General features: G+C 75.7%; 13 protein-coding genes. 10 read left to right on the forward strand and 3 right to left on the reverse strand.

All coding sequences use genetic code 11. The annotated features are described in order from the left end of the window. Nucleotides 1-12: 12 nt before the first annotated feature. Genes ABZ272_RS01850 through ABZ272_RS01860 form a run of 3 tightly spaced genes read left to right on the forward strand, consistent with a single transcriptional unit; the run spans nucleotide 13 to nucleotide 7,040 of the window. The gene (locus tag ABZ272_RS01850) at nucleotides 13-2,649 is read left to right on the forward strand and encodes a LuxR C-terminal-related transcriptional regulator (RefSeq protein WP_355047983.1); all 2,637 of its coding nucleotides are present in this window, start codon (nucleotides 13-15) and stop codon (nucleotides 2,647-2,649) included. Between the two features lie 27 nt (nucleotides 2,650-2,676). After that, nucleotides 2,677-5,079, forward strand: a complete 2,403-nt coding sequence (locus ABZ272_RS01855) for a right-handed parallel beta-helix repeat-containing protein (RefSeq protein WP_355047984.1) — start codon at nucleotides 2,677-2,679, stop codon at nucleotides 5,077-5,079. After that, complete coding sequence (locus ABZ272_RS01860) at nucleotides 5,076-7,040, forward strand: AAA family ATPase (RefSeq protein ID WP_355047985.1); 1,965 nt, start codon at nucleotides 5,076-5,078, stop codon at nucleotides 7,038-7,040. The genes ABZ272_RS01855 and ABZ272_RS01860 overlap by 4 nt, the downstream gene beginning before the upstream one ends. Here ABZ272_RS01860 and ABZ272_RS01865 read toward each other — a convergent pair. After that, nucleotides 7,018-9,417, reverse strand: a complete 2,400-nt coding sequence (locus ABZ272_RS01865; protein WP_355047986.1) for a hypothetical protein — start codon at nucleotides 9,415-9,417, stop codon at nucleotides 7,018-7,020. The genes ABZ272_RS01860 and ABZ272_RS01865 overlap by 23 nt on opposite strands. Continuing rightward, nucleotides 9,414-11,705: a hypothetical protein gene (locus ABZ272_RS01870; RefSeq protein WP_355047987.1), complete on the reverse strand. Its 2,292-nt coding sequence runs from the start codon at nucleotides 11,703-11,705 to the stop codon at nucleotides 9,414-9,416. Before ABZ272_RS01870 ends, ABZ272_RS01865 begins: the two co-directional genes overlap by 4 nt. Before the next feature lie 161 nt (nucleotides 11,706-11,866). Here ABZ272_RS01870 and ABZ272_RS01875 point away from each other — a divergent pair, with 161 nt between their 5' ends. The 7 genes from ABZ272_RS01875 to ABZ272_RS01905 all read left to right on the forward strand — a co-directional run bounded on the left by ABZ272_RS01875 (nucleotide 11,867) and on the right by ABZ272_RS01905 (nucleotide 18,068). Further along, a complete protein-coding gene (locus ABZ272_RS01875) occupies nucleotides 11,867-12,019 on the forward strand; it encodes a hypothetical protein (protein WP_355047988.1) in 153 nt (50 codons plus the stop codon). Further along, complete coding sequence (locus ABZ272_RS01880) at nucleotides 12,016-12,306, forward strand: hypothetical protein (protein WP_355047989.1); 291 nt, start codon at nucleotides 12,016-12,018, stop codon at nucleotides 12,304-12,306. The genes ABZ272_RS01875 and ABZ272_RS01880 overlap by 4 nt, the downstream gene beginning before the upstream one ends. 1 nt (nucleotide 12,307) lies before the next feature. Continuing rightward, nucleotides 12,308-13,357 carry a hypothetical protein gene (locus ABZ272_RS01885; RefSeq protein WP_355047990.1) on the forward strand — a complete coding sequence of 350 codons (1,050 nt, stop codon included), beginning with the start codon at nucleotides 12,308-12,310 and terminating at the stop codon, nucleotides 13,355-13,357. Between the two features lie 159 nt (nucleotides 13,358-13,516). Further along, complete coding sequence (locus ABZ272_RS01890) at nucleotides 13,517-14,038, forward strand: sigma-70 family RNA polymerase sigma factor (protein ID WP_355048246.1); 522 nt, start codon at nucleotides 13,517-13,519, stop codon at nucleotides 14,036-14,038. Between the two features lie 46 nt (nucleotides 14,039-14,084). After that, nucleotides 14,085-15,647 (forward strand): S8 family serine peptidase, encoded by a 1,563-nt coding sequence (locus ABZ272_RS01895; RefSeq protein WP_355047991.1) that lies wholly within the window; start codon nucleotides 14,085-14,087, stop codon nucleotides 15,645-15,647. 101 nt (nucleotides 15,648-15,748) lie between these two features. Continuing rightward, a complete protein-coding gene (locus tag ABZ272_RS01900; protein ID WP_355047992.1) occupies nucleotides 15,749-16,540 on the forward strand; it encodes a zf-HC2 domain-containing protein in 792 nt (263 codons plus the stop codon). 133 nt (nucleotides 16,541-16,673) lie between these two features. Next, complete coding sequence (locus ABZ272_RS01905; protein ID WP_355047993.1) at nucleotides 16,674-18,068, forward strand: hypothetical protein; 1,395 nt, start codon at nucleotides 16,674-16,676, stop codon at nucleotides 18,066-18,068. Here ABZ272_RS01905 and eccB read toward each other — a convergent pair. After that, a complete protein-coding gene (gene eccB, locus ABZ272_RS01910) occupies nucleotides 17,957-19,363 on the reverse strand; it encodes a type VII secretion protein EccB (protein WP_355047994.1) in 1,407 nt (468 codons plus the stop codon). The genes ABZ272_RS01905 and eccB overlap by 112 nt on opposite strands.

The following is a 19,363-nucleotide window of genomic DNA, read 5'->3' on the forward strand; positions in this document are numbered from 1 at the left end:
TAGGAACCGGGCATGCGGAGACGGCGTACGGCGGTGGGACGGCAGGCGGAACTCGACGCCCTCGCCACGGCCGGACGCGACGCCGGGGACGGTGGCCGCTTCGCGCTGGTCCGTGGCGTCGCGGGTAGCGGACGGACGGCCCTGCTGGACGCCGCCGCCGACGCCTGGCAGTCCACGGGCGTCGCGGTGCTGCGGTTGCCGTCGGCCGGTCCGGCGCGAAGCGGCACGAGCGGCTTCGAGGGGCTGCTCGACGCGGTCCGGGAGCACTACGAGTCGCTGGGCGAGCCGACCCTGGCGGCGCCCGTGGCCGCCCTCGGCGCGCTGTGCCCGCCGTCCACCGACCCGTCGCCGGGCCACAGCGCCGTGCTGGCCCGGGAGGCCGGCGCGCTCTTCGCCCTGATCGGCCGTCGGGGCCCGACCGTCCTGCTGGCCGACGACGCCGGCGACCAGCCGACCCGGGTCCTCGCGCTCGGCGCCGCCGTCCGCCCGGGAGTCCTGGTCGTCGCCGCCACCGAGCCGGACGCGCCCGCCGCCGGTCGCCTCGACGCGCTGGCCGACGTGGTCGTCGACCTTCCACCGCTGCCCGCCCCGGCGGTACGCGAGCTCCTCGGTCGCCGCTACCGCACCCCCGTCGACGACGCGTTCGCCTCGGTGCTGGGTGACGCGCTCGGCCCGCTGGCCGGGCATCCGGCGACCGTCGTGGCGACCGTCGACGCGTTACGCCGGGACGGCCGGCTCATCGAGGCCGGCGGACACCTGTGCCTGCGCGACCCGTCCGCGCCGATCCTCCTGCCGCCCGGTCACCCGCTGACCGTCCGGCTGCACGCGTACGGCGTCGACGCCGTACGTCTGGCCACGATGGCGTCGGTGGCCCGGTTCGGCCTCGCCGACCTGCCACTGTTCGCCACGGCCACGCTCGGCGACCCCGACGGTCACGGCGCGATCCTCGACAACCTGGTGGAGGCCGGGGTGCTGGTCGCCGACCGGCTCGGTGGCATCCGCCCGCAGAGCCCCGCGCTGGCCGCCCGTCTCGTCCACGACGCCGGACCGCGGGCGGTGGCCCGACTGCACCGGGCGTGCGCCGCCGCGCTGTTCCGCCGTACGGGCGCGGGTGACCGGGCGGACCGGGCCACGCTCGCCGACCACGTCACCTCGGCCGGCGCCGCGGTGCCGCCCGATCGGCGTACCGCCCGTACGCTGCTGTCCACCGCCGCCCGGGCCACCGAACGGGAACCGGACCGCGCCGCGCACTGGCTGAGCGCCGCGCTGCGGCACTGCGACGGCGACGACACGGCCGGCGACATCCAGGCGCGGCTGCTGCGGCTCCTGGTGCGGACCGGCCAGTTCACCCGGCTCACCGCCGAGGTCGACCGGATCGCCGCCCGCGGCGTCCCCACCGCGGGCCACGCCGACCTGGCCGCCGCCGCCCTGCTCGCCACCCTGCACACCGGTCGGCCGCTGTCACCGCGCGTACGGGCGGCGCTGGCCGGGCCGGACCCCATGGTGGCGTTCGGCGACGCGTGGCCGGCCGGTACGCCGATCCCGGTCACCGACCCGCCGGTCGCGGACGCGTCGCTGCTGACGGCGCACGAGTTCGCCACGGTCCGGCGGGCGCTCACCGTCGGGGCGGGGGACGATCCGCTGGTCCGTGCCGGCAGCCTCGGCGACCTGGCCCTGGTGCTGCGCCTGGTGCTCGGCGACAGCCGGTACGGCGTACCCGTCGACGGTCCGGTCGCCGCCTACCACCGGTTGCACGAGCACCGCGCACGAGGCGACCTCGCCGGCGTGCTCTCCGCCGCCCGGGAGGCGAACCTCACCGACCTGCCGGACCGGCTCGTGCCCCGGCTGGCCCGACTGTGGGCCGCCGAGGCGTTGGCGCTGCGCGGGCAGCGCGAGGCCGCCGCCGAGTGGCTGCGCTCGGTGCCGGCCGATCCGCCGTACGCGGCCCTGCGCTGGTGGGTCTCCAACGGTCCCGGGTGGGAGCCACGCGACGCGGCGGACGTCCGGGAGCGGCTCGCCGAAGGCGCGCGTGCCCACGAGGCGCACCTGTCGTCCGGCAGCGTGCTCGGCGTGGAGCAGTTGCTCGTCCGGCTCGCGGAGCTGGGCGCCCGGTACGCCCCCGGCACGGCGGGCCTCCGGCTGCCGCTACCGGACGAGACGGGTGGTCCACGGCTCACCACCGAGGCGGAGTCGTTGATCCACGCCCTCGTCGAGCGGGACGCTGCGGCCGCCGAGCGGAGCGTCGAGCAGACCCGCGCGCGCGGTCACCGCCTCGACCTGTGGCACGCCACCCTGGCCCTCGGCCACACCGCCGAGGACGCCGAACCGTGGTTGCGCCAGGCGTACGAGGTGGCCCGGACGCTGGACGCGGCGGCGACCCGGACGGTGGTCGCCACGGCGATGCGCCGCCGGGGCGTACCGCTGCCGCAGACCCGGGGCGCCCGGCCCGCGTTCAGCGCGATCGAGAGGCAGATCATCGAGCTGCTGCCCAGCGGGCGCACGAATCGGCAGATCGCCGCTCGCCTGCGCCTCAGCGAGAAGACCGTCGAGAACCACCTGACCCGACTGTTCGCCCGTACCGGCCTGCGTTCGCGCGTGGAGTTGGCCGCGGCGAGCCTGGACAGGGACGTTCTCGGTGCGGTGTCCTGACCGGTCGACGCGGAGGTACCACCCGGCGTGAGAAGCAAGAGGATCCTCGTCTCCCGGACCGCCCCAGCGGCCAGCCGCAGCATCCGCGAGGCGTTGCAGAAGGCGGAGCCCGGCGCGCTCATCATGGTGGCGCCGGGCCACTACCCGGAGAACCTGCTCCTGGACAAGGTGGTCACGGTGACCGCCGAGGAGGGGCCGGGCACCGTCAAGATCACCGCTGCCAGCGGCCCGGCCGTCGTGCTGACCGCCGAGTCGGCGGCACTCAACGCGCTGACCATCGAGGCGCTCGACGCGGACAGCCCCGCCGTCGCCTTCGAGGCCGGACAGCTCGGCGTCACCGAGTGCGAGCTGTCCGCCGGCTCCTGGGCGACCGTCTTCGTCCTCGGCCGGGCCTCGCTCACCATGCGCGGCAGCCGCGTCACCAACCAGACCGGCGCGGGGGTGGTGGTCACCGCCGCGACCGGCACCGTCCTCGACGACTGCCGGCTCGTCCAACTGGGCACCTCCGGCGTGGTCGTCGGCGAGAGCGGCGTGCTGCGGATGCGGGCCAGCACCGTGCAGGGCGCGGGCGGCAACGGGGTGTGTCTCAACGGGCGCGCGTCCCTCGACCTGGAGGACTGCGAGATCATCGCCGCCGGTAAACCGGCCCTCGCCGTGGAGCAGCAGGCCGCGGCGGTGATCCGGCGGTTGACCGTCACCGGCGGCGACAGCATCGGCGCGTACCTGGCGACCACCGGTGCGGTGTCCATCGAGGACAGCGCGATCAGCGGCAACGCGCACGACGGCGTGTTCGTCAGCGGCCGGTGTGCTCCACGGCTGACGCGGTTGGCGGTGCGTTCCCCCGGTCGGCACGGCCTCCGCTTCGTCGGGCAGGCCGCGGGTGTCGTCGAGCGGTGCGCGGTCGTCGGGGCCGGCGCCACGGCGGTCAGCGTCGACGAACGCTCCACACCCGAGTTCGCCGAACTGGAGGTCGACGGCGGCGGCGACTCGGCGGTACGCATCGACGGCGGCGCCGACCCGTTCTTCCGACGCCTCCAGGTGTCCGGCTGCCCCGGTACGGCCATCGTGGTCACCGGCGCCGCGCGCGGCACCCTGGAGAACGTCACCGTGGACTCACCGGGCAGCCACGGTCTGGTCGTCGAGGACGGGGCGCGTACCACGGTCAGCGGGCTCAGCCTGCGCGGTGCCACGGCCGCCGGCCTGCGGGTCGCCGGGGCAACCCTCACCTGCACCGACGCCGACATCGCCGGGTCCGGCGGCCCCGGCGTGGAGGCCGCCGCCGGGGCCGAGCTGTCCCTGACCCGGTGCCGGGTGCACGACGGCCGGGCCGACGGGTGCGCGGTGGCCGCCGACGCGTCCGGGGTTGTCGCGGAGTCGGAGTTCCACGGCAACGCGGGCAACGGGGTCACCGTCGCCACCGCCGAGCCGGTGCGGCTGACCGGCTGCGCGGCGCACGACAACCGCGGATCCGGGCTGCGCCAGCTGGTGCCGGGCGAACTGACCGTGGACGGGTTCAGCAGCGCCCGCAACGGCGCGCCGGACGCGTACGGCACCACCGCTGCCGCCACCGCCACCGCGTACGCCGCGACGGCCCCGGCGGACCGCGCCGAGATCCGCCGCGCCGGTGACCCGCTGGCCGAACTGCACGACCTGGTCGGCCTGCAGAGCGTCAAGCACGAGGTGTCGTCGCTGGTCAACCTCAACAAGATGTCGCAACGCCGCAAGGAGGCCGGGCTCAGCGCCCCGCCCATGGCCCGGCACCTCGTCTTCGCGGGGCCGCCCGGCACCGGCAAGACGACCGTCGCCCGGCTCTACGGCGCGATCCTCGCCGACCTCCGGGTCCTGCGCTCCGGTCACCTCGTCGAGGTGGCCCGCGCCGACCTGGTCGCCCAGATCATCGGCGGCACCGCGATCAAGACCACCGAGGCGTTCAACCGTGCCCTCGGTGGGGTGCTGTTCATCGACGAGGCGTACACGCTCAGCACCGGCCGGGGCGGCACCGGCCCCGACTTCGGTCGCGAGGCGATCGACACGCTGGTGAAGCTCATGGAGGACCACCGCGAGGACATCGTGGTGATCGCCGCCGGCTACTCCGCCGAGATGCAGCGTTTCCTCGACACCAACCCCGGCCTCGAATCGCGGTTCAGCCGGACCATCGAGTTCCTCAGCTACAGCGCCGCCGAGCTGGTGACCATCGTCGAGGAGCAGTGCCGCCGGCACGACTACCACCTGGACGCCGAGGCGGCCGAGCTGCTCCTGACGCACTTCGAGGCGATCCCCAGGACCGGGACGTTCGGCAACGGCCGCACCGCCCGCAAGGTGTTCGAACGGATGGCCGACCGGCAGGCGTCCCGGCTCGCCACCTCCGACCGGCTCACCGACGCCGACATGCGCCTGCTCACCGCCGCCGACTTCGCCGGTGACGCGTGACGGCCGTGGACCTGCGCGGCGGGCCGGCGCTCACCCTGGTCACCGGGCCGCCCGGCGTCGGCCGTACCCATGCGCTGCGGGCCACCGCCGACGCCGCCGCCCGGGACGGCGCGCGGGTGCTGGCGCTGCGCCTGGCGCCGGAGGACCGCCACGAGCCGTGGTACCTGGCCGGACGCATCCTCGCCGCGCTCAGTCCGGCCCGTGGATCCGGCCGGGTGGCCGAGCCGCCGGCGGCCGCCCTCACCGCCGCCCTGCGCCGACGATCCGGCCTGCTCCTCGTCCTCGACGACGCCCAGTGGGCCGACCCGGAGTCGGCGGAGGCGATCGGCGACGTGCTGGACGACCCGGCGGGCTCGGCGATGCGGTGCGTGGCCGCCCTCCGGACCGGCGGTGGGCCGGCCGTCCCGCGCCCCCGGCCCGGGATGCGCGCCCGCATCGTGGCGCTGCGCCCACAACCCGCGGCCGAGGCCGAGGCGATCGCCGCCCGGCTGCTGCGCGCCACCCCGCACGAGGATCTGGCCGCCGCGCTGCGCCGCTACGGCGCCGGCGTGCCCGCTGCGATCGACGCGGTCGTCGCCGGATACCGCGACACCGGGCAGCTCGTCGTGGCCGACGGCCGCGCCGGCCTTCGCGACCCGGGCGCGGTCCCGGTCATCCCGACCGGACACCAACTGCTGCGGCCGGTACGTCGGCTCGACCGGTCGGCGCGCGCGGTGGCGCGTGCCCTCGCCGTGCTGCAACCGTTCGGCCCGGCCGCGCCCGCCCTCATCGGACAGGCCCTCGGACTGACCCCGGACGAGGTGGACCGGCAGCTCGCCGTCGTCCGTACCGAGGGAGTCACCCGGGCCCGGCCGGGCGGTTGGACGGTCACCCCGCCGGCCCTGGCCCTCGCCCTCGCCGCCGACCTCGGTCCGTACGAGCGACACCGCACCGCCCAGGTCGCGGCCGAGGCGCTCGGGGGCGACAGCTCCGCCGTACCCGATCCACACGACCTGCCCGACCGTCTCGTCGAGGCCGGCACGTGGGTCGACCCCGGGCGGCCCGTCGCGGCCCTCGCCCGCGTACGCGCCGGTGGTCGGCCCGCCCGGCTCTCCCTGGCCGACCGGTGCGTCCTGGACTTCCGGGCGGGTCGCTGGACCGCCGCCCTCGACGGGGCGCTGCTCGCCGAGGCGGCCGGGCAGCCCGGAACGGACGTGCCGGTCGCCCGCGTGGCCGCCGAGGTGCTGCTCGCCCAGGGCCGGCCGGCCCGGGCCCGAGCCCTGCTGGACGCCGCCGCCGACCAGCCGCCGCACCTGCTGGCAGCGGTCCGCGCCGACCTGCGCCGGGCCCTCGGTGATCCGGCGGCGGCCGCCGGGGTGGTACGGGACGCGCTGGAGCTGTCGACCGGCGGCGAGCTGTGGGTGCTCGCCGCCGAACTGGCGACCGAACACGGCGACCCCGCCACCGCCCGGGCGGCGCGAGCGGCGACGCTGCCCGCGTACCCGGCAGCCGTGGTCCGCCTGATCGTCGACGGGGACGCCGACGCGGCCGCCGAGGCCATGGAGTGGACGCGACGACAGGAACGACCGTACGAGGTGGCCCGCACTCTGGAACGCGCGGTGCGCTGGGCGGGCGCGGACCCGGGCCTGCTCGCCGAGGCGTACGACATCCTCGGCGCGCTCGGGGCGCTGCTGCACCGGTCCCGCCTGCGGCAGTTCGCCCGGCACCGGGGCGCCCCGGTCGCCGGCCGCGCCGAGACCGTCGCCGAGGGCGATCTCCTGCTCGCCGTCCTGGTCGCCGAGGGACTGTCCAACCGGGAGCTGGCGGCGGCGACGCAGACCAGCGAGAAGAGCGTCGAGGGCCGGCTGAGCCGCCTGTTCGCCCGGACGGGCTACCGCTCCCGCGTCGAGCTGGCCACCGCCGTGCTGGCCGGAACGTTCCCCGGGCAGGTCGACCCGGTCAGCGCCGTTCCGGGGCGATGAGGCTGGACAGCGGCAGCTCGATGCCCTTGGCCCGGGGCCGCCAGCGGTCGTTCTCCGCGTGCAGCACCTGGTCCACCGTCGTCCGCTCGTAGTACCGGCTGGGCAGCAGCATCGTCACCCCGTCCGCCACCAGCTCCGGCAGCCGGGACCGCACCGAGGTCAGGCCCGCCAACGCGGCGGCGCTGGCCAGTACGTCCACCGCCCGGTTCGGCGCGACCCGCAACCGCACCAGCCGGTGGCCGGCGCGGACTCCGGGACGCCGCGCCAGCAGCACCAGGAGGTCGTCGTCCGTACCCGAGGGGTCCGGTCGGTCCGGCACCACCGCCCACATCCGTCCGCCGCGCGGCGCGAAGACGACCTCGTTGGGCAGGCCGTCCGTGCCGTGCCGGGCACCGGCGCACCGCAGCGTCAGCGGGTTGGCGGGCAACTCGACCGGATCGCGCGGCTGCCCGGCCTCGTCCACCCGGTAGCCCTGTTCGAGACGGGCCAGGTCCAACCAGCCCGCCGGCAGCAGGAACGTCCCGTCGGTCGCCTGATGGCGCAGGTCGGCGGGCAGGTCGACACCGGGCCCGCCCAGGTGCACCGCCCCACCCGCCTCGACCCGCAGCGCCAGCAGATGTTGGTGTGGACCGGACCGGGCCAGCCCGTCGCCGGCAAGGTGGCCGACCAGATGGAGGTTCGCCGACGGCACCCCCTCGACCGCGACGCGCTGCGCCGGCCACGGCGACGACAGCCACAGCCGTACCGGCGTCGCGTTGACCTCGGGCCGCTCCGGCAGCCAGCGGACGCCGTGCGGCCGCCGGCCCCGGGCGGACACCGTCAGCGACGGCCGGGGACTCGGCGGCGGCAGCGGTCCGGCCGTCGCCGGGGCCGTCGCGGCCGGCTCCACCACGCCGCCGCCGGGCGACAGCTCCGGGACCTGCCGCCGCAGGGAGACCAACCAGCCGTCGTCGTTGCGCCACCGGCTGTCGTCCGGATCCGGGCCGGCGGAGGCCGCGCGCTGCCAGCGCGCGGGAAGCCGCCGCTCGTCGACGGCCCGCGGCAGTCCCTCCTGTACGGACACCACGGCGCCCGGCGTGAGCGACCACACCTCGACGCCCAACTCCTCCTCCAGCACCCGCAGGTGCTCGTGCAGACCGTCCGCCCGCTCCGGCGGCACCGGGGTGAGCACCAGCAGGTCGCCGCCGTCCCAGCCGGCCATCTCCAACAACCGTCGCAACTGGGCGGTGCCGGTGGCCAGGACACCGCCGTCCCCGTGCCGCAGCCCCAGCCGGCCGTCCTCCAGGATCGTCAGGTCGACGAACGTCAGACCCGGCTCGGCGCCCAACCCCCGGTACCGGTCGCGCGTCGCCGCCTCGCGCTGCCGCGACGTGCTCATCAGCGCCACCGCGCCGGCCGAGGCCGTCGTGACGCCGTCCGCCGGGGTGAGGCGCCCGTCCAGGTCGGTGTCGAACACCGGCTCCCCCGTGGCGTACGGGGGACGGGCCGCCCGCCACGGCACCGGCTGCCCGGACCGGTCCCGCGCGGCCAGGTCCCGGCATCCCTTGAGTAGCACCGCCTCCGCGCCGACCGGTGGGGTCCACACCGTCGCGCCGGTCGCCTCGGCCAGCGCGTGCACCTGGGCGTCGAGCAGCCGCTGCTCCGCCTCGTCCACCGGCCAGCGCAGCCACAGCCGCAGGTCACCACCGTGCAGCGGGATCGACGACAGCGCGGCGGCGACCTCGTCGGCACCGTGCACCGCGCTGCGTCCCCGATAGGTGGAGAGCACGAACCCGCCGCCCCGGGTGGCGAGGGCCACCGTCGCCAGATCCGGGTGCGCCGCTCCCAGGCGGGCCGCCGCCGCCCGTCGTACGACGTAGCTCTCCCGGTCGGCGAATTCCAGGCCGTTCGGCAGGGGCAGGGTGACGAGGCCGCCGCGTTGCAGGACGAGACCGCCCGCCAGGTCGTACCAGCCCGGCAGCGACGTACGCAGCGACGCGGGCTGCACCAGCACCCAGTCGACCACCTCGCCGCTGGCCCGGTTCACCGGTACCGCCTCGGTCCGGCCTCCGGCCGCGGCCACCGGCTGGACCGTCGCACCGGTCGGGGTCACCAGCACATCACTGCCCAGGGCGTCCGCCAGCCGGGCGAACACCGCCGCCTGCCGCGCGCCGTCGTCCATCAGCACCCGTAGGTCCCGCTCCCCGGCGCCGGCCTCGCGGGCGAGATCGGCCAGGGCGTCGACGGACAGCGCGGTCACCGGATCCTCCGGCGTGGCCAGCCCGCCCTCGTCGCAGCGGACCAGCGCCAGGTCGGCGAGGCCGGGAACGGGCGAGGGGCGGTCGTCCAGGCCCCGCGTCACCACGTCGACCACCGGTTCCGCGGCCTGTCGCATCATGTCGCCAGCCCTTCAGCCATCGCGCGCACGGACCATCGGGCCGCCGGGGCCGCACCGATCACCACCGGCACGGTACGGTGCCCGACCGGCGTCAGCGAGCGGCGCTCCCGCCACAGAGTTCCCACGGACGTCGCCGGGCAGAACACCACCCGCAGCGGTGCCGGGTCCAGCCGTGCCAGCTCCGCCAGGGACGCGAGCCGACGGGTCCGCTCCGGCAGTGGCTCCGCGCCGAGCGCGTCACCGATCACCACGACGTCGACGGCCGGCGCGAGCTGGGTGAGCAGCCGTACGCCCAGCCACCGGCTCGCGTCCGGATCGCCGCCGAGGGTGAGGACGTCCGGGGCGGCCGCCAGGTCGACCCAGAGGCGACGTCCGTCGCGCTCGCCGAGCACGACGGGGATGCTCGACGGCGGCGGGTTCCAGCCGTCCTCGAGCCAGCCGTAGGCCGAGCCCCAGCGTGCCGGCCGTGCGCCGACCAGCCGGACGGTCGTGGCGGCCGTGCCGGTGGTCAGGTCGGCGACCAGGGGTGGGAACCAGCCGGGCATGGTCGCCGCGAGCGATCCGATGCCTGCCACACGTTGAAGGTCACCGGCTGGCAGCACGATGGCACGCCGCAGTCCGGCGACCACCGGCGCGGGCGTCTGCGTCGCCGGATCGGTGGCCTGCTCGTCGCCGACCGACGGGAGTTCGTCAGGCGGTGTGGACGGCTCGGCCGGCACGAGCGGGGCGTCGTCCGGCGGCTGCCGGGGCCCGGGTACGGGTGTCGGGCGGGCCGCGGCGATCGGGGGCGACACGCGCGTCGGCGGCGTGGTGGGCGTCAGTGGTGTGACCGGCTGCGGCGCGGCGGTCGGGGCCGGGCTGAGCGGTCGCGGCGCGACGACCCGGGTCGCGGCGGTCGGTGACGCCACGGGCTTCGGGCCCGGCGGCACGACCCGCTGCGGCCCGGCCTGCTCCGACTCGGCCGGCCGCGGCGCGGTGGGCTTCGACGCGGTGGGCCCCGACTCGACGGGCGGCGGTGCGGTGGGCGCCGAGTCGGCGGGCGGCGGCGTGGTGGGCTTCGGCGCGGCCTCACCTGATCCGGCGGCCCCCGGCTTTACCGTCGATGGCTCGACGTCGCGTGGACCGGTGGCATGCGGCCCGGTGGCACGCGGCCCGGTCGAGGTCGACCCCGTCGTCGACGGGTCGACGGTTCGCGGCGGGGCGGTCGATGGCCCGGCGGTCGGTGCCGAGGTGCGGGGTGGCACTACCGGCGAAGGCCCGGCCGGATCGGATGCGGGGGAGTGCCGGGCGATGCTCTGTGGAGCCGGAGCCGGAGCCGGGGCCGGGGCCGGGGCCGGAGCTGCCGGTGCCGGTGGTGCGGCGGACAGCGGCGGCCGGTGGGGTTCGGCCGTGGAGGCCGCCGGCGTGGCGGATGTCGCAATGGTGCCCGAGGGCGCGCCAGGGGTCGGGTCGGACAGCCTCGGGACGAGTGGCGCGTCGGGGTTGTCGGCGGGCGCGAGCCGGGTGGCGGCGGGCGGCCGCGCGTCGTCAGACGGCGGTGCCGTGGACGCCACGGGTGCGGCGGAGGGGCGGGTGGTGACCGGCGGCGCGGGCGCCGGGTCCACGGTGGAGGCGGCGGGCACGGCGACGACGCCGACGGCGGGCGCGTCGGCGTTCGTACCCGTGGTGCGGTCGCGGCGTCCGCCGGCGGCCCGGCGGGACGGGCCGGCCGGCGTCGGGGCACGGCGGGAGCGCAGGACCAGCAGGGGTACGGCCAGCGCGGCCAGGAGTAGAGCGGTCAGGGTGACCAGCAGGGTGGGAGACGTGCCGCCCTCGTCGGTACGCGGCCCGGCGTCGGCGGATGAGTCCGGGGCCCCGGGCGACGGCGGGGTGGACGCCGGCGCGACGGGCGGTAGTGGTCCGGTTCGCACACCGGGGCCGCGCGCGTCGGCTGGCAGCAGCAGGATCCAGCCGGGTTCGAGGACCGTCGGGTCGTCCATGACGCGGCCGTCCGGCTGCGCTCGTCCGCGGTTGAGCTCGAAGATCTCGCGGTAGCGCTTGCCGTCCCCGAGGGTCTGTGCGGCGATCGCGAAGAGGAACTCACGCCGGCCGTCGACCGGATCGCCGACCACATAGAACTTCTCGGCCGTGGCCGTGGCCGTGGCCGAGGGAGCCGGCGCGGCGTGCGCGTCCCGGGTCGGCCCCCACGTCAGGAGCAGCCCGATCACCACGGCGGCCAGGACCGCGGGCACTTTGCCGCGATCCGTGGCGCGGATCGTGAACAGCGGAGCCCCGCCCTTCGTTTCCATGGTGAACTCCTGAGTGTGGAGGCATTATGAGCGGAATTACACCGTATTCGTCCGGCGAGGGCAATGTCGCCGACCGATGCCGTGCCGCCGTCCTGGAGATCGGTGAACAGGTCGATCGGCTTCGTGTCCATCTTGGTCGGCTAGACCCCGAGCGGCTGCGCATGTCCCCCCTACGGTTCCAGGCACTGCTCGTCGGATTCGACATCTACGCTCGGATGCTCGACGACGCGCTGAACGACATCGTCGCCGAGCTGAGGTCGCCCGCCGCGCCCGCGCGTCGCGACCTCGAGATGGTCGCGGGTGAGAACCGATGACCGGCACACCGTACGAGGTCGACCCGGGCTCCGCCATCGGTGAGCTGGCGGCGGATCTCGTCAACCGGTTGGCCCTGCTGCGGCAGCTCGTGGAGCCCGCCACCGCGGCCGCCCCGGTTTCCGGCCTGGTCGCGCTGCCGCCGGCGCACGAGTGCGCGATAGCCGTGGACGGGCTGCTGGGGCGTACCGGCATTCTCAGCCTCATCGGCGGCGCTCTGGACGCGGGCTGGTCGGTCGGCGGCGACGCCGGTTGGGACACCGGCCACGTGGCGGGGCGGGGTGAGTGAGATGTACTGCGAGGACGCCATCATGCGCGCGCAGGTCGGTCTTCTCACTATCGGTCGGGTCGACGACGCGGAACGCTCGGAGGTGGCGCGCCATCTGACCGAATGTCCGTCGTGCCGGTCCGAGCGCGACGACATCGCCCGGGTCGTCGGGCTGCTCGAGGTGCTGCGTTCCGCTCCCGGTGTCTCTCCGTACGACTCGTTCGCCTCCCCCGCCGTGGCGCGGCCCCGCCCTCCGGCACAACTCTTCGGCGCCCCCGGCACACCGCCTCCCAGCGCCCCGGAGCGGACGGCGCTCCCGCCCGGCGGTCCGTCGAGGCCGGCTCTCGAACCGGCCGGCCGTCCCGCGCCCGTGGTGGCGACGCCACCGTGGTTCGAGCCACAGCGGCGTCCGGTGTCCCCGCCGGAGGCCTCCGAGCACCTGGTGCCGCGACCCGTCGAGTCCGCCAGCCCGGTGTTCAGCGTTCCCGCGCCGCCGTACCGCGCGGCCGTGTCGTACCGACCGGCCCTGTCGTACCGACCGGCCCTGCCGTACGCGCCCGTCGCCGCCCTCGCGTCCCGTCCCGACGGTTACCTGCCACCTCGCCCCGCCACCGGCCCCCTCGCCCGGGGCCCGCACTCGCACCGGCGGCCGCGCCGCAGGTCGGTCCGCTTTCCCGTCTCGTTGGTCCTGCTCACCATGACCCTGACCGCCGGTGCGGTCCTTGCCCCCTGGCCGTCGGCCGACGGGCGGAACCCGATCGTGGCGACCGCCGCCTCCGGCGACACGGCGCCGGTCGACCTACGTGCCGTGCTGCGCGGCGGTGGTGACAGCGTGCGCGTGGAGCTGACCGTCGTCGGGCTCGCCCCGGGCACCACCTACCAGGTGTACGTCGGCACCGTGCACGGTGACCTGGAGCTGCTCGGCGAGCTGCCCGGGGACGGTGGGTCCACCGACTGGTCGGGCGCGGCGACGGTGCCGGTCGACGACCTCGCGTACCTCAGCGTGTGGGAGGTGGGAGGTTCGGTCGTCGCGGCGGCGAACGTCGTGGAGGACCCGGAGAAGGCGGTGTGACGTACGACACATCGTGGGTTTGAACGCTGTTTGCACAGGTCCCGATCCCCAATGGACACGACAGGTGTCGGTAGGGTCCCCTCGTCCGTGAACCCGGCATTCGGCGGCATCGTTATGGTTTCCGTGGATCAGGCCACCGCGCAGGCGGCGTCCGGTGAGTTGTCACAGCCTCCGGCGGATGACGAGGCGTTACGGGTTGCGTATCGGACCCATGGTCCGATCCTGCTCAACTACCTGTCGCGCATGACCATGGGGAACCGTGCCCTGGCCGAGGACATCCTCCAGGAGACACTGGTTCGCGCCTGGAACCATCCGCAGGCGCGTACGGCCGACGGGCAGTGGAGCCGAGGCTGGCTGCTGACCGTCGCCCGGCGCATCGCCATCGACCACATGCGGTCGGTGCAGGGCCGGTCGACCGAGGTCCTCGACGAGCGCGTGGCGGAACGTCAGGTGGCCGACGACGACGTCGATCGGCTGTTGAACGCGCGGACCGTGCGGGAGGCGGTGGCGTCGCTGCCGGAGCGGCTGCGCGGGACGCTCGTCGAGATCTACTTCCGGGAGAGTTCGGTCGCCGAGGCGGCCCGTAACCTGTCCGTTCCCGAGGGAACGGTCAAGTCCCGGACCTTCTACGCGCTGCGGGCGCTGCATGAGGAACTGGTGAAACGTGACTTCACGCTTTAGGGCCGGTTCGCCCTCCCTTGTGGAACACCCCCCGGGGAGGGTTCCGGTGACGGTCCGATCGATCCGGCGCTGGGCGGCGGCCGGACTGGTGGCCGCGCTGCTCGTCGTGCTGACGCCGGGCTCGGCGGCGGCGGCCGACGAGTACGTCCTCTACGCCACGGTCACGGCGGGCGGCGCGACCAAGGCGCCCACCCTGACCGACATCGCCGAGCGTTACCTGGGCGACGGCGGGCGGGCGCAGGAGTTGTTCAACATCAACAGTGGCCGCCAGCAGCCGGACGGCGCCGCGCTGACCGACCCGGACCGGCTCACCGCCGGGTGGTACATCGTGCTGCCCTGGGACGCCGTCGGGCCCGGTGTCCAGTACGGCGTCCTGCCGACCCGGCCGCCGGCCGCGTCTCCCGCCCCGACGTCGTCGTCTGCCCCCGGCGGTCCGGAGAGCCCCCCGGTGGGTCCCGGCGCGGCCGGGTCGGCGCCGACGTCGCGTCCGGGCGGCAAGTGCGTGGCCGCGGCTGTCGCCAGCGACCCGTCCAACTGGGCCCTGACCCGGTTGGCGGCGAGCCGGGTCTGGCCCCGCACGAGGGGTGCCGGTCAGCTGGTCGCGGTCGTGGACTCCGGAGTGGACGGCCGCCTGCCGCAGTTGGCCGGTCGGGTCGCGCAGGGAGCCGACCTGGTCACCGGTCGTGGGCGCGGTGATGCCGACTGCCTGGGCACCGGCACCGCGATGGCGGGTCTGATCGCCGCGGCCGCGCCGGCCGGTGGCGGTTTCGCCGGCGTAGCGCCGGAGGCGGTCGTGCTGCCGGTCCGGATCGCCACCGACGGCAGACCGGTGGGACCGGCCGACCAGGCCGCGGCGATCGAGGTCGCCGCCTCCGCCGGTGCCACCGTGATCGCTCTCGGCGACCACGTCACGGTCACCGACGAGAAGGTACGACAGGCGATCGACCAGGCGCTCTCACGTGACATCGTGGTCGTCGCGGGCGCTCCGGCCGGGGCCGAGAACGCCGGCGCGGCCGCGCTGCTGCCGGAGTACCTGCTCTCGGTCGGTGGGGTCAGCGCCGACGGCAAGGCGGCCGAGGAGTACGCGACCGACACCGTCGACGTCGTGGCTCCGGGCGTCAACATCTCCAGCCTCGGCATCACCGGCACCAAGGGGTTCGTCGGTAGCGGCACGCGGTACGCCGTGGCACTGGTCGCCGGCGAGGCGGCGCTGGTCCGGGCCGCCCACCCGCGCCTGTCGGCCGTCCAGGTCGCCCGCCGGATCGTGGTGACCGCGGACGAGATGGGCGGATCTCCGGCCGGGAGTCCGTACGGCCACGGCATGATCGACCCCGAGGCCGCGGTCGTCGAGGACCTGCCGGACGAGACCGAGTCGTTGCCGCCGGAGTCGACCGGCACGGCCGGCGGGGGCGGGGGCGCCAGCACGATCACGCAGGTCGCCATCCTGCTGGTCCTGCTGGCCGCGCTGGTGGCCGGCGCCCTGCTGGTCGTCCGACTGCGCCGCTCGACACGTCGTACGGCCGGCGGCGAGCGCGACGATCCGCCGGCCGGCGACGAACCGGTACGGAACGCGGACGCGGAGCCGTCGACGTCGGGCGGCGGACGATGAGTCGCCCCACGACTGAACCTCCACCTGGCGACACTCGTTCTCCAGGTGGTGCAGCGGAACGTGCGGAGCGGGCGACCAGGATCATGAGGACTTGATGCCCAGTGGGCGACAACGGATGTGACGAACCGGAGGTGCGCGGCAAGGTCGCGCTCTACGTCGTCGGCCAGATCTCGGGCAGCGAGCGGTGGACGGTGGAGGAGCACCTCGCCCGCTGTCCCGAGTGCCTGGACGAGAGCCGGATCCTCGGCGACGCCGTGCTGGCCCTGACGTTCCTCGGCGACGCGGATCGGCAGGAGCTGATCGCCGAGTTCGGCGTACCGGCCGGTGTGGCGACCGCCCCCGTGGCGGCGCGCACGGCCACGACGTCCGGGCCGCCGGCGCGGGTCGACGCGGACCGACGGCCCGCGCCCCGGGCACCCGGGACGACCCGGCCGGGTTCGCGCCCGCGTCGCCCGCTGCGTCGCGGGCCCGTCATGGTCGCGGGTGGGCTGGTCCTGGTGGTCCTTCTCGCGGTCGGCGGGGTGCTCGGTCAGGCCGCGCTGTTCGGGCCGCCGTCGCCCGCGCCAACCGCGCTGGTGGCCGACTCGGGAGGCAGCGCCAGCGGCGCCGTCCTGTCGGTGACGGTGTCGGCGGGCGGCGGCGACAGTGCCGTACGGGCCACCGTGTCCGGTCTGGAGCCGAACCGCAGCTACCGCTTCTACGTCACCGACGTGGACGGCAACAGCTACGACATGGCCGGGGTGACCGGTACGGAACAGGCCCAGGACCTCACCACGGCGTGCCCGGTCCCGATGGACCGGGTGGACCGGTTCAGCGTGACGGCCCCCGACGGAGCGCTCGTCGTGGCGGCCGTGGTACGTCGGGACACCGACGCGCCGTCCCCGCCCGGGTAGCGGTTCAACAAACTCTCAGTCGATAGTTGCCCACCGGAAACAACCAGCGCCTACCATCGCCTAATGCCCACCCCCGGCGGCGTGCGCCACGCCCGTCCACCGTCGCCGCCGGCATGACGCCCGACCAGCCCCGATGGCCGAGCCGGTCGGCGGCCCGCCCCTGATGCCACCGTCCGCAGCCTCCTCCACCGGCCCGCGTCGACGTCTCTCCGGCTCCCTGCGCTGGCTGGCCGACGGCCTCGCCGTCGTCGGACCGGATCCGGACGGCGTCATCGCCGTGGCCGCCGCTCAGCTTCCGGCGGAGCCCGGTGTGGTGACCGTCGTGGGCGAGGTGGCCGGGCACCAGGATTGGCAGGCCGTCACGGAGGCGCTCCCGGCGCTGGTCCGGCCGGGCATGGCCGTGCGGCTGGGTCTCTCCGGCGCCGGCACCGCCCTCGGGCCGGGCGCCACGCCGGAGTCCGACGTCTCGCCCGCCGCCGCCCTCTCCCGGCTGTTACCGACCGATGTGTACGCCCCGGACGGCCCGGTCCTGCTGGTGCCCGGCGGGACGCTGTACGCCCCGGATGGCTGGCGGCGGTTCGGTGAGCCCGGGCCACCGGATCCCACCGTCCTGCGTCATCCGCGCCCGGACTGGGAACGCGAGGTCGACACGGTCGCCCGGCACACCTCGGGTCCACTGCGCGCACGTTCCATTCCGGCCGGTCTCTGGCTGCACCGGCAGACCACCCGGTCGGCGTCGGCCTCGTACGACGACCCGGTGTACGCGATCCCCGTGGACGACGGCCGCCCCGTCGTGGTGGTCGGCCGGCCGGGGCTCGCGCCGCCGGATCCGCGCGCGGTCCGGACCGTCCTCGACGCGCTCGACCCCTCGCTGCTGTTGACGCCGTACGGCGTACCCCTGTCGCTGGTCGTGGATCTCGCGAGCGAGCTCGCCGGGCGGTGGGGACGCCCGGTGGAGGTCGCGACCGGCCTGCCCAGCGTGGACGACCGGGCCCTGGTGTCGGCGGCGGTGGACCCCGACGGCCAGGGTTGGTGGATTCCGCCGACGTCGCGGCTGCGGTGTGCGCCCGGCCAGCCGCCGGTGCCGATCGACCCTGGACCGGTGGTCGCCGGGCTGGCCCCCGACGGCGACGCCTTCCGGCTCGACGACGGGTGGGTCGTGGAGCCGACGGCGTGGGGCCTGTGGGTGCGCCCGCCGTCCGTCGGGAAGGACCACGACGATGTGCGCCAGCGTCCGACCGACGGCACGCGGCTCACCATCCTGGTCGGTCTTCCGGGTCAACCGCCGCCGCCCGGCGTCCGGACGCTGCTGTCGGGTCTCGTCGCCCGGCTCACCCCGCAGCAGTGGGCGCGGACGACGTTCGCGCCGGTCGAGGTCGACGAGTTGCTCGGCGGCGGCGGTGTGCCCGAGCGCGCTCACCGACCCCAGGTGCGGCCGACGAGCGCGGCGTCGCGGCCGAGCACCGGCCCGGTCGGCAGCAGCGCGAGGAACTCACGTGGCACGTCCACGGGGGACACGCCGGAGTAGCCGAGCGACGCCACGGCCTGGTCGTCGGGCAGCGGGAACTTCACCCCGAACTCCGACACCAGGTAGACGCCCGTGGGCACCGCCGCGGGGGCCGGTCGATCGCGCAGCAGCATCCCGCTGCCGGTCCGCATCACCACCTCGTCGGCCAGGCCGGCCGCGTCCGCCTCGGTGGACGCGCTGACGGCCCGTTCCAGTGCCGCGTCGGGGACGGCGAGCGCCTCGGACCGTACGCTGCCGCTGGTGATCGTGTGCCGTACGCACGCGACCGCCCCTCGCAGGTCGTTGACCGTGGCCGGCGGTTCGGCGGGGAACCCGGTGAGGTACTCACCGCCGTCGAGCACCGGCGTCCCGTGCAGCGCGTCCGCGTCGATCGGGATCGGCCGTGGTGTCGAGCCGGGGTACGAGCGGCGGGTGGCGGGGTCGCCGAGCAGCAGCGCGCCGATCGTACGGCTGATCGGCGCGAGCCCGTCCGCGCGGGCGAGATAGAGCTCCCGCGTGGCGAGCGCCGGATTCGCCACCTCAAAGATCTGCCCGACCACCGAGGGTCCGCCGGCGATGGGCGGCCCTGGCCGGCCCCGCCCGGCGATCGCCGGCACGACCAGGTCCCGCCCGGAGTCGAGTGGGTTGAGCCAGGCGGCGGTGACCCGGACCGGGGGGACGCCGCCGTACCCCAGCGCGAACCGCACCTGGTCGCCGGCGAGACGGTAGCGGCGCCCCTGCCACACCAGGTGCAGCGCGTTGTCCGGGGTGGACACCAGCAGCGCGCCCGGATCGCGGCCCTCGACGTCGTCGAGCACCAGGGTGGTGCGTTCGGCCTTGGTGCGGTCCAGCGGGCGTCGGGTGCAGACGGTCCACGCGCCCCGGTAGAGCTGCTTGCCGGTCGGTACGGCGTCCGGCGCGTCCGGGATCCCCACCGGCGCGCCGACGGGCACCCCGGTCAGCGAGTTGCGGGACACCGACCGCACCGGGGCGGTGCTCTGCATGATCAGCACCGCGGACGTGTAGTTGAGCACCGGCCGGAGCTCACCGCCGAGCAGCAGGTACCGCGCTCCGGTCTCCTTGACCAGGATGATCGAACCGGGCTGGCGCCACCTGTCGCTGCCGCCGGGGCGCAGCAGTCCGTAGATGCCGAAGCCAGCGGCGATGAGGACGCTGAGCAGCAGCCCCACGGCCGCTCCGATGGTGAACCGTCGGTGTGGTGGGTCGTCGCCCTCCGGGCGGCCCTTCATGAGCGCGCCGATCAACCGGCCGGCCTCGAAGAGGTAGGCCTGGACCTGGTCCCTGCGCGAGCGCAC

It is taken from the genome of Micromonospora sp. NPDC005979, assembly GCF_040614415.1.
Classification (GTDB): Bacteria; Actinomycetota; Actinomycetes; order Mycobacteriales; family Micromonosporaceae; genus Micromonospora.

Bases quoted from the DNA above. Each gene is read 5' to 3' on its own strand.
- ABZ272_RS01850 (WP_355047983.1), top strand. From the start codon at position 13: ATGCGGAGACGGCGTACGGCGGTGGGACGGCAGGCGGAACTCGACGCC.
- ABZ272_RS01865 (WP_355047986.1), bottom strand. From the start codon at position 9,417: ATGATGCGACAGGCCGCGGAACCGGTGGTCGACGTGGTGACGCGGGGC.
- ABZ272_RS01870 (WP_355047987.1), bottom strand. From the start codon at position 11,705: ATGGAAACGAAGGGCGGGGCTCCGCTGTTCACGATCCGCGCCACGGAT.
- ABZ272_RS01875 (WP_355047988.1), top strand. From the start codon at position 11,867: ATGTCCCCCCTACGGTTCCAGGCACTGCTCGTCGGATTCGACATCTAC.
- ABZ272_RS01880 (WP_355047989.1), top strand. From the start codon at position 12,016: ATGACCGGCACACCGTACGAGGTCGACCCGGGCTCCGCCATCGGTGAG.
- ABZ272_RS01885 (WP_355047990.1), top strand. From the start codon at position 12,308: ATGTACTGCGAGGACGCCATCATGCGCGCGCAGGTCGGTCTTCTCACT.
- ABZ272_RS01905 (WP_355047993.1), top strand. From the start codon at position 16,674: ATGGCCGAGCCGGTCGGCGGCCCGCCCCTGATGCCACCGTCCGCAGCC.